Here is a 10,431-nt window from a genome sequence, read left to right as displayed (position 1 = left end):
TCGCGGATCCCTTTAGCCCATCCCGTAAGAACTACACGTTTACCCACGTCAACCTCTCGCAGATCGTTGCATGTATGGGTTCGTATCATAGGTTTGGGTTAATCAGTTGGTGTTTTTAAATTTTTGTTTGTGAAAAATCGGTGTCCCGGATTGGAAACTTCACAATTCGTTTTTGAAACGACGGATCGGCAGACCGAAATTCGGTAGGAGTGGGAACCGTTCAGTTTGCAGAACATTTTAAAATTGTTATCCTTCATTAATACCATCTATGACTGAAGATTCGAACATAAAGAACTATCGTGTCGTGCTCTTCGAACTGTTAGGCGTAATACTCAAGGTAAAAGACCCGCTGAAACTCATTAGGGAAACGCTCGACGAATGCAGGATGTCGTACAACGAATCAGAACTCTATTCAGCGTACCGGGATTTTTCACTCGGTAAAATAGATGAAAAGATGTTTTGGAACAGGATAGACGTCCGTGATCCGAACATGCCGAGAAAACTCATACTCGAAAAGTTAGAGTACTCGTTAGATGACGAATTTGTTAATGTCGTGCCAGACCTTTCCGGTAGGAAGATTTGCGTCAAAGGAGACATACCGTTAGAATGGGTGGAACAGATCTTCGAGAGTTCCGGACTATCAAACCTGGTTCACATGTACCTGTTCTCCTACGACCTCGGTAAACCCATCGACCATGATGATGTTTACACCATTCTCAAGGAGAAGTTTGCCGACAACGGACTACTGTTCATCGAACCGGATGTGGAGAGATATTTAAAAGACAGAAACCACGGATTCGATTCTGCGGTGCTGTTACGCGGTGCTACCAAACTCAACGGGACTATTCCGGAAGTCGTACTAACGCGTATGGAAGATATCTGTAAACTTTTGAGATAAATTGGCGTGTTCGTAGTGTTCGCACCGTCACAAATCGTGGATCGAGGGATATAAGATGGATGATACCCCGCAGTGGAGATGTGTACTGTTCGACCTGGCAGGCGTGCTGATAGAGGAAGGTCACATAATAAAAAACGTACTGACGCCGATGCTGGCGCATACCGGTTACGAGGTAGATTATACCACTGTCAAAAGTGTATACAACAGGTTAAAGGATGGTAGAATTACTGAATACGAATTCTGGAAATCTTTAAACATATCCGACTACGAAAAGATAAGGTCGTTGTTCATCGAGACATTGAAAGGAAGTTACGACGAAACCTTTGACGAACTCATCCCGTGTCTGAAGGATAAGAAAACAGCCGTCGTTACAGATACGCCTCTGATGTTCACTAAAGACATCTTAGATGACATCTCAGAAATGAACTTTGACAAGATAGAGGTTGTGGAGGAGGTAAAGATCAGTAAAACGTCTCCGAAACTCTATATAAAGGTGGCTGAAGAACTGGGTGTGGACCCGGGTTTATGTATGATGATAGATGATCGGATAGAAAACCTTAAAGCCGCAAAAGAAGCCGGTATGACTACTGTACTGATTGTACGGGAACCGCGGTTCTTTAACGAGGATGTAAAGGGTGTAGATTATCTGGCACCCAACCTGGGTTCTTTAAAAGAACTGCTTTGCACATCTAAAAAATAACGGATGATTTAACTTCTTCTGAAACAGGTTTTATCCTCTCGCAGACCGTTCAAAAACATTTATAAAAAACCGGTGCAAGATAATAACGGTGGTTAGACATGCGAAGCTTATGGAAAGGTATGATAACGTTCGGATTGGTGAACATCCCTGTAAAACTTTACACTGCAAGAAGAAGCAAAAGACCTTCTTTTCGTCTCCTTCACAAAAAATGTAATACGCCTCTGGAATACGAAAGGTATTGCCCAAAATGTAAGATAGAGGTGCCCTGGGAGGACGTGGTAAGGGGTTACGAATACGAAAAAGGCAAATTTGTGGTGTTAAGCGATGAAGATTTTGAAAAGATCGCGTTGGCGAAAGGTAAGACGATCGATGTGATAGAGTTTGTAAACCTTTCCGAAGTGGATCCGATATATTTGGATAATGCATACTACATAGAACCTGAAGAAACCGGTGAAAAGGCGTACCTCGTCCTTTTGGACGCGTTGAAACAGACGGGTAAAGTAGCGGTTGGTAAGATCATACTGAAAGAGAAGGAACATATCGTCCTGATCAGACCCTACGGAAACCTACTCGTCCTCCATACCTTATTCTACAGCGATGAGATAATCAAACCAGATTTTCCGTTCCTTTTAAAGGAGCACAAGGTATCGCGGTCCGAAGTAAAACTTGCCAAGGAATTGATCAACGCTATGAGCGGAACGCTTCACCTGGAAAAGTTCAAAGACGAGTACAGGGAACGGTTGTTGGAACTGATAGAGGCGAAACTCAAAGGATTGGTACCGCCGATAGAGGTTCAACGTGAGGTTAAAGCCACGGAAGAACTGATGAAATCTTTGGAAGAGAGTTTGAAGGTCGTCGAAAAGAAAAAACATAGGAAGAAACACGGAAAATGAAAACCGGTGAGGCGGATTGAGCATCAGGTTTAACAGCGTCATCAAACCCATGCTGGCAGTCAGGTCAGAACCGTTCGACAGCGATGAATATCTTTTTGAAATAAAATGGGACGGTACGAGATGTATCGCATTCGTTAACAGGAGAACCGTCCGGTTGCAGAACCGTCGGCTCAGAAACATAACGTACAGGTACCCGGAACTGTCGGACCTGAACAGATACGTAAACGGATCGGTGATCTTGGATGGAGAGGTCATCGTGATAAAGAACGGTAAACCTTCATTCCGTCTCTTACAGATGCGCGAACACGTTGATGACGAAGAGGTCATAAAACTGAGAGCAAAACTTTACCCGGCGGTGTACATCGTGTTCGACCTGTTGTACTACCGCGGAAAAGATATCACTTCCAAACCGTTGATAGAACGTAAACAACTGCTTAAACAAACGGGAATCAACCGTCATCCGCACGTAATCGTACTTGACCATATTGAAAGGTACGGAAAACGGTTCTTCAGGTTGGTGAAAAAGGAAGGGTTGGAAGGAGTGATGGCCAAACATAAATATTCGCCGTACGAACCGGGTAAACGGAGCAGGTATTGGAAGAAGATAAAGGTTATGGAGACGGTAGACGCGATCATCTGCGGATTCAGACACGATAAGAGAAAAATATCATCACTGTTGCTATGCCTTTACACAAAAACGGGTAGTCTCAAATACATCGGATCGGTCGGTACGGGTTTCGATGAAGAAACAATGGGATTTCTTGAAAAGGTCATGGAACCGTTCATCACCGACAGACCTGCCGTAAAAGGGATCAAGATCAAGGACGCGGTTTGGGTTAAACCCGTGATCGTGTGCGAAGTGGGTTATCAGGAAGTGACGCATGACGGACGGTTACGTGCACCGGTATTCAAAAGAATCAGGTACGACAAAGCACCGGAAGAATGTACCGTTGACCAGGTCAAACATAGGGGATAACGGACGCGTGCGTTTGTAAAAGGTGACGGAACCGATGAAAAGAAAGGTCAACGTATTCAAGATCTCTTCCGAAGACCGTCCGAAGAATTCGCTCAACTACATGTTTTATTTTGCCGACCCGTTGAAAGTTATCAGAAACTTTCTTCTCATCTGGGTTGCAAAGTATATCCCCTCACTACAACTCAAACGGATACTGCTTAGAGGAACCGGGATGAAAATAGGTAAGAACGTGAGCATCGGGTTGTGCGCAACTTTCGATATATTTTTCCCGGAACTGATAGAAATCGGGGATAACACTGTCATCGGATACAACGCGGTCGTATTAGCCCATGAGTTCTTGGTCGGCGAATTCAGGGTCGGAAAAGTTGTGATCGGTAAAGATGTCGTTATAGGTGCTAACTCTACGATATTACCGGGTATCGAGATAGGTGACAGGTCGATAGTAAGCGCTATGTCTCTGGTCAACAGAGACGTACCTTCCGACGTGATGGTCGGCGGGATCCCGGCACGTTTAATCAAGATTTTAAAATGAACAGGTTCAAAATAAGAATCAGGTGGTGATGATGGAACAGAAGTTAAAGGAAACCGAAAACGAATCCGTGGAACGTATCGATAAGATGATCGAAGCGGTTTACCGACTGAACAAAGCATGGATGAATACGCTTAAAGATGAGGTCAATTCGATGATCGAAGCGGCATATCCTTCGCCCGAGGACATCGAAACAAAGAAAAAGATAGAAAACCTGCTCTGGAAGGATCTGGGCAATGTGTTATCGAATACGGTAAACGAACTGTTCAACCTCAGGGAGAAAGTGGTGAACGGAAAGATCGATCAGACGGAAGCGGATAAACAACTGAGAAAGATTTACAGTTCGATGTGTTCCAAGATCTACGGAATATTTACGAATGTGGGACTGATCTCTGTCGACCATGCGGAAGAACTGAGGTCCGAACTGAACAATCCGTTGGTCAGTCTTCAGTACCCGTTGTTCGGCGGTGTCGTATTCGGTGCCGGCGGTCTTATGATGAGAGGGGTGAGCAAAAAAGCCGCTTCTGTGGCCGCTAAAAAAACAGCCGAAAAAGTAGGTCCGAAGATAGGCCGGTTCGCAGCAAAAACCGTTTCCTTCATGGCAAGAGCCGCCGCATACGTATCATGGGGGTTGGCAGTGGGTTATGTGATATACGGCGATGTGCAACTCGCTAAAAGAACCCACGACGTTAAACAACAGTTGGAGGTTAGAGACAGAATCCTTGAAGAATTCGAGGAGACGTGGAAGGAAACGTTCGGTACGGAGTTTGGCGGATTGAAGGATATAGTACCTAAAAAGAAATGATGTATAGGATGAGGGGATCGGTACACAAGAAAGAGAAGAGGAACGCCCAGCGAGGACGAGATAAAATATCTTGAGAAACATTTCAAGATACCAAGGGATGTGATCCTGGACATAATGGATGAAAACGAACTCCCGCGAATCGAAAAAGAGAAGGATACGGTCATCGTGATCATAAGGATACCGCATCGGATAGATACCAAATACGGTCCTGCCTTCACCACGTATCCGCTAGGGGTGGTGATCACAGACGGTGTGATAATAACGATATGTAACAAAGAAAATGAAGTTATAGACAGTTTCGTTAAAGGTAAGGTGAAACAGTTCTACACATCTAAACGTGTCCGTTTTCTACTCCAACTTCTGAACAGAACCAACTATTACTTCACAGTGTATTTAAGATACATTGAACACATGATCGAACAAACTAAAGAACATCTACCAAAATCCGCAGGCAACAGAGAGATCATGATGCTGTTGGAGATGCAGAAAAGTCTTCAATATTTCAGTATCGCTACCGTGGCCAACAACAGTGTGATGCAGAGGATCATATCCGGCCGTTTGTTACCCATGTACAAGAATGATCAGGACATCCTGGAAGATATCATCATAGACAATAGACAAACAATACAGATGATCTCTTTGTATTCGCAACTGCTGACAAATTTTATGAACGGTTATTCTTCTATCGTATCCAATAACCTTAACAACATCATGAAGTTTCTGACGTCTATAACCATCCTATTGGCTATACCGACAATCATATCCAGTTACTACGGAATGAATGTTAACCTTCCCTTTCAAACGTCACAATCAGCATTCTGGCTTATTACGGTAATATCTGTAATAGCGACCGGAGGTGTGGCATTACTACTTGCCTATCGCAAACTCTTATGAACGGTCTCACTACGAAACATCTAACCCGGTCGAACATCTAACCGTTTAAGGTTTTTACAACGATCGATTTTTTAACGCTGGGGGTGGGATTCGAACCCACGCGTGCTTACGCACACTAGCTTAGCAGGCTAGCGCCCTACCAGGCTAGGCGACCCCAGCACATCTTAAATAATGTCACCGAACTTTTTAAAACTGTATCGTAAATCGCGGATTATGATGAGACCGGTCTATCGTGGTGGCGAGGGAACTCCGGTTTTGCCAGAACCGCACCTGCAGGGACCCTGTACGTAGGCTCGGGTCTGGTGACCCGTTAGCACAGAGCACTGTGCTTATGGCTGCTCCTTCCGGCCTGACCAGGTTCACACAGTACTCTGTCCAACGGGGCAGACCGTCAACACCGTCCGTACAGGCCTTACAGACACGGTCTGACGCCACCGGGATTCGGCCCCGCCTAAAGGGGATTTGCGGGTACGGGGACCCCTAGCCCCCGGCCTATCCCTCGCCACCGAGATTATAGGATGTCATCTGTTTTTAAACATTTTCGTCTCCTTAGGAAAAAGGCAGGATTCGGGATAAAAAAAGACCTTGACTGGGGTGAGGAAGAATATGCGCCGCGGACCCGGAGTAACTGTGAACGATTTTTATGAAGAGATATTGAAATACCGACAAACAAATTATGAAGAGGTAGTGAACACATCATCGAAACATCAACAAACAAAAAAGGGACGCAGTTCGTCTATACCTTATACCGGTGTTTACACACAAACCAGAGTGTACAGTGTCAATGTCGGTGATAAAACGAAACACCTGGTCTTTGTTTCAGGTTTGCATACGAGTGCGGACCACCCGTTTATAAAATTTCTTGAAGAGGTTATCGGAATCTTAAGACCTCAACAGATTCTTGTAGAACGACCGAAATCGTTTTCATCGGACCGGTTGAAATGCGAACTTCTAAAAGAAGGACATCGTATTCGGAGATCGACTACCTGATCGAGTTATCATTAAGAGAAGGCATAAACATCTGTGGTATGGATATGCCGGAACCCGACCGTTTTAAAATATTGATAGAAAAATACGGATATCCGGTTACGTTGCTGTATCTTTTCCTTTTGACTCCGCCACCCAGAAAAACCGAACACAGGAAAATATATTGGGATATCGCTTTCTCAAACATGCTCAACCAGATACTGTACAACGAAGTTTTTGACCCTTACGTGGACGGAATGCCCGAAGGCACGCATTTGATAGAATTTGTTGAAAAGGATATTCGGACGGCGGCGAGACGATTTTTGGGAACGGAAAAACTAGAAGACTACTTAGGAGATATAAAATACATCGGTCCTTATCCGCATTACGATTACTGCGAAATGAACAGAGTATCTACCTATTGGGACGCCCATAGAAACTTCCATATGGCCGAAACGTGCACAGAAGCTTTGGATAAGTATGACAGGGTTTTGGCTGTTGCCGGAGGATGGCATATACAAACGTTGAAGAATTCGCTTAAAAGGATGTTGGATGAGAAGTACAACAACGTAGAAATGGTAGATTGGCTCTCGTACGCATCAAAATAAAAAAAAAGGAAGAGGTCAGACCATCGAGAGGTATTACTGCCCGGTTTTGTTACGTATCGCTGCCTGTGCCGCTGCCAATCTGGCGATCGGTACCCGGTACGGCGAACTGGACACATAGTCCAATCCGACGCGATGACAGAAATCTATCGATGCCGGGTCGCCGCCGTGCTCGCCGCATATGCCCAACCGGATGTCAGGTCTGGTTTTACGACCGAGTTCCACAGCCATCTTAACCAGTTTACCTACACCTCTCTGGTCAAGTGTTTTGAACGGGTCGAACTCCAGTATACCTTTCTCCCGGTACTCTTTTATAAATTTGCCCGCATCGTCTCTGGAATAACCGAACGTCATCTGGGTCAGGTCATTCGTACCGAACGAGAAGAACTCGGCAACACGAGCGATCTCGTCAGCAGTCAACGCTGCACGCGGTATCTCGATCATAGTGCCTACACGATAGGTCAGTTTATCCTTCAGCCCAGCTTCTTCAATCATACGGTCTGCTGTTTCACGTATTATTCTATCGAGATATTCGAGTTCCTCCACTTTACCGACAAGCGGTATCATGATCTCCGGTTCTACTTTAACACCTTCCCTGACCGCACGGATAGCCGCACCTATGATGGCTTCGGTCTGCATTACGGCGATCTCAGGATAAGTGATGGCAAGACGGCAACCCCTGTGCCCGAGCATAGGATTAAACTCGTGCAACTCCTCCGCCTTTTCCCGTATCTTCTCAATACTCACGCCCGTTTCTTCTGACAATGCGCGCATATCCTCTTCGGTTTTGGGCAGGAACTCGTGTAACGGTGGATCCAAGAGTCTTATAGTGACCGGGTATCCGTCCATGACCTTGAACAGTTCGTAGAAATCGTTCTCCTGGTAAGGCCTGATCTTATCCAACGCTTTCTTACGACGTTCTCTATCATCTGCAAACAGTATCATCTCACGGAACGCCTTAATCCTTTCCTCTTCAAAGAACATGTGTTCGGTCCTGCACAATCCGATACCTTCGGCACCGAACTTACGGGCAGTCGCTGCATCCTTAGGCGTATCGGCATTTGTTTTGACACCCAACCTACGTATCTCATCCGCCCAAGACATCAGTTCTGCGAACTCGCCCGAGAGTTCGGGTTCGATGACACCGAGTTGTCCGATGAACACTTCACCCGTGTTACCGTCCAATGTAATATAATCCCCTTCTTTAACGACTTCGCCGGATTTGGTGACGAACTCTCCTTTATCCTCGTACACGGTTATCTCCTCGCAACCTACCACGCAACATTTACCCATACCCCGTGCCACTACTGCAGCATGGGAAGTCATACCGCCCCGTGACGTAAGTATACCGACTGCTGCATGCATACCTTCTATATCCTCCGGAGATGTTTCGGTACGGACGAGAATCACACGTTCACCGTTCTCTGCCATCTCTTTAGCCTTTTCTGCAGTGAATACTACTTTACCGACAGCCGCGCCCGGACTGGCAGGTAATCCTTTGGCAATCATCGCACGATCCTGTTTAGCAACCGGGTCGATCTGCGGGTGGAGGAGTTGGTCTATCTGGGCAGGGTCAACACGCATTATCGCTTCTTCGCGGGTTATCAGACCTTCATGCACCATGTCAACGGCAATCTTGACTGCTGCCTTAGCGGTACGTTTTCCTGTTCGTGTCTGCAGCAGGTACAGTTTACCTTCCTGGATAGTAAACTCAAGGTCCTGCATGTCACGGAAATGTTTCTCAAGTTTCTCAACAACATCCAAGAGTTGGTCGTAAACCTCAGGCATCACTTCTTTCAGTTTTTCTACCGGTTGCGGTGTACGTATTCCTGCCACCACATCCTCGCCTTGCGCATTCAACAGGAACTCGCCGTAGAACTTCTTTTCACCGGTTGCAGGGTTACGTGTGAACGCCACACCGGTACCGCTGGTTTCACCCATGTTACCGAACACCATCGCCTGGACGTTAACAGCGGTACCTAAGAGACCGGTTATGTTGTTTATCTTTCGATAAGCAATAGCGCGATCGTTATTCCAAGATTTGACAACCGCTTCGATAGCCATCCAAAGTTGTTCGTTAGGGTCCTGGGGGAAATCGCGACCCGTCTCATCATGAACCAGTTGTTTATACCTTTCCACAACCTTCTTCAAATCCTCTGTATCGAGTTCTGTATCCTGTGTCACACCTTTCTCCTTTTTCGCTTCTTCCAGCACATGCTCAAACTTGGAATGTTCGATACCCATAACAACATTGCCGAACATCTGTATAAACCGTCTGTACGCGTCCCAAGCAAACCGCGGATTACCGGTCTTCTTAGCCAGACCTTCAACAGAACGGTCGTTCAGACCGAGATTAAGTATGGTATCCATCATCCCGGGCATACTGACCGCGGCACCGCTACGTACGGAAACAAGAAGCGGGTCTGAGTCATCACCGAACTTTTTACCTATCTTGTCCTCCAGTTCGTGAAGTTTTGTCTCAACCTGTTCCTTCAACTCGGGCGGATACGTATTTCCGTGCTTGTAATAGTAATCGCACACCTCTGTAACAATGGTAAATCCTGGCGGTACCGGTATCCCTATCTTAGTCATTTCTGCCAGACCTGCACCTTTACCACCCAGAAGTTCTTTCATACTTATATCTCCTTCTTCAAAAGAATACACGTACTTCTTACTCATGGTTTTCACCTCGCTCAAATCGAACCAAAAACATTCAAAACTCCGAACGTTTTAAAACACCGACAGAAGATTTCGACAAACGAACAACGTTGCACTTAAATATTAACGAGTTAAATTTAAAAAACCGTTGGATTAAACCGTTCGAATTCGATGTTCAACATCCCTTTTAACATGTTCAAAAAATGTTCTACAAAATTCATCATAAGTGCATAGGGTCAGGCATAATATTGTTTACAAAATAGGCTGCAAAACTCTCTTATTTCACTACCGTGAACCTACCGGTTGCGGTTATCTTGTTACCGTGTACGTCTACACCGTCGAATACTACATTATACACGCCGCTGTTCAGACCGCTCACATCTATACGTACGCCTCTACCGTAACCGCCGGACACGTGTATATCGCCGACCAATCGACCAGTCTCGTCGTATATCCGGACGTTACCGTAAGCGGATTCTTTACCCAGTATCATGTTTACTACGCTGT

Annotated in this window: 11 protein-coding genes, 1 tRNA gene and 1 other RNA gene; 9 read left to right on the top strand and 4 right to left on the bottom strand. The window is 45.6% G+C overall.

The window, feature by feature from the left end; genetic code table 11:
• Window positions 1–268: 268 nt before the first annotated feature.
• The 7 genes from J7K41_02400 (at window position 269) to J7K41_02370 (ending at window position 5,695) form a co-directional block, all read left to right on the top strand.
• Window positions 269–898, top strand: coding sequence for a hypothetical protein (locus J7K41_02400; GenBank protein MCD6549537.1), 630 nt, complete (start codon window positions 269–271; stop codon window positions 896–898).
• Window positions 899–953: 55 nt separating this feature from the next.
• A complete protein-coding gene (locus J7K41_02395) occupies window positions 954–1,598 on the top strand; it encodes an HAD family hydrolase (GenBank protein MCD6549536.1) in 645 nt (214 codons plus the stop codon).
• A gap of 98 nt (window positions 1,599–1,696) precedes the next feature.
• Window positions 1,697–2,491 carry a Ku protein gene (locus J7K41_02390; GenBank protein MCD6549535.1) on the top strand — a complete coding sequence of 265 codons (795 nt, stop codon included), beginning with the start codon at window positions 1,697–1,699 and terminating at the stop codon, window positions 2,489–2,491.
• 16 nt (window positions 2,492–2,507) lie between these two features.
• The gene (gene ligD / locus J7K41_02385; protein ID MCD6549534.1) at window positions 2,508–3,467 is read left to right on the top strand and encodes a non-homologous end-joining DNA ligase; all 960 of its coding nucleotides are present in this window, start codon (window positions 2,508–2,510) and stop codon (window positions 3,465–3,467) included.
• Between the two features lie 34 nt (window positions 3,468–3,501).
• A complete protein-coding gene (locus J7K41_02380) occupies window positions 3,502–3,999 on the top strand; it encodes an acyltransferase (GenBank protein ID MCD6549533.1) in 498 nt (165 codons plus the stop codon).
• A 31-nt stretch (window positions 4,000–4,030) separates the two neighbouring features.
• Window positions 4,031–4,801 carry a hypothetical protein gene (locus J7K41_02375; protein ID MCD6549532.1) on the top strand — a complete coding sequence of 257 codons (771 nt, stop codon included), beginning with the start codon at window positions 4,031–4,033 and terminating at the stop codon, window positions 4,799–4,801.
• Between the two features lie 60 nt (window positions 4,802–4,861).
• Window positions 4,862–5,695: a magnesium transporter CorA family protein gene (locus J7K41_02370; protein ID MCD6549531.1), complete on the top strand. Its 834-nt coding sequence runs from the start codon at window positions 4,862–4,864 to the stop codon at window positions 5,693–5,695.
• A 75-nt stretch (window positions 5,696–5,770) separates the two neighbouring features.
• Here the strand turns inward: J7K41_02370 and J7K41_02365 are convergent.
• Together J7K41_02365 and ffs are read right to left on the bottom strand one after the other, a co-directional pair.
• Window positions 5,771–5,854, bottom strand: a tRNA-Ser gene (locus tag J7K41_02365).
• 79 nt (window positions 5,855–5,933) lie between these two features.
• Window positions 5,934–6,198, bottom strand: an RNA gene (gene ffs / locus J7K41_02360) — signal recognition particle sRNA.
• A gap of 103 nt (window positions 6,199–6,301) precedes the next feature.
• Here ffs and J7K41_02355 point away from each other — a divergent pair.
• Complete coding sequence (locus tag J7K41_02355; protein MCD6549530.1) at window positions 6,302–6,685, top strand: hypothetical protein; 384 nt, start codon at window positions 6,302–6,304, stop codon at window positions 6,683–6,685.
• Window positions 6,637–7,269 (top strand): hypothetical protein, encoded by a 633-nt coding sequence (locus J7K41_02350; protein ID MCD6549529.1) that lies wholly within the window; start codon window positions 6,637–6,639, stop codon window positions 7,267–7,269. Before J7K41_02355 ends, J7K41_02350 begins: the two co-directional genes overlap by 49 nt.
• 33 nt (window positions 7,270–7,302) lie before the next feature.
• Here J7K41_02350 and J7K41_02345 read toward each other — a convergent pair whose 3' ends face one another.
• Both J7K41_02345 and J7K41_02340 read right to left on the bottom strand, forming a co-directional pair.
• The gene (locus J7K41_02345; protein ID MCD6549528.1) at window positions 7,303–9,945 is read right to left on the bottom strand and encodes a pyruvate, phosphate dikinase; all 2,643 of its coding nucleotides are present in this window, start codon (window positions 9,943–9,945) and stop codon (window positions 7,303–7,305) included.
• Window positions 9,946–10,201: 256 nt separating this feature from the next.
• Window positions 10,202–10,431 (bottom strand): hypothetical protein (locus tag J7K41_02340; GenBank protein MCD6549527.1); only part of this gene is annotated, 230 nt, incomplete at its 5' end.

This window comes from Candidatus Micrarchaeota archaeon (assembly GCA_021163225.1).
Classification (GTDB): Archaea; Micrarchaeota; Micrarchaeia; order Anstonellales; family JAGGXE01; genus JAGGXE01.
This window is presented reverse-complemented; position numbering and strand designations above follow the sequence as displayed.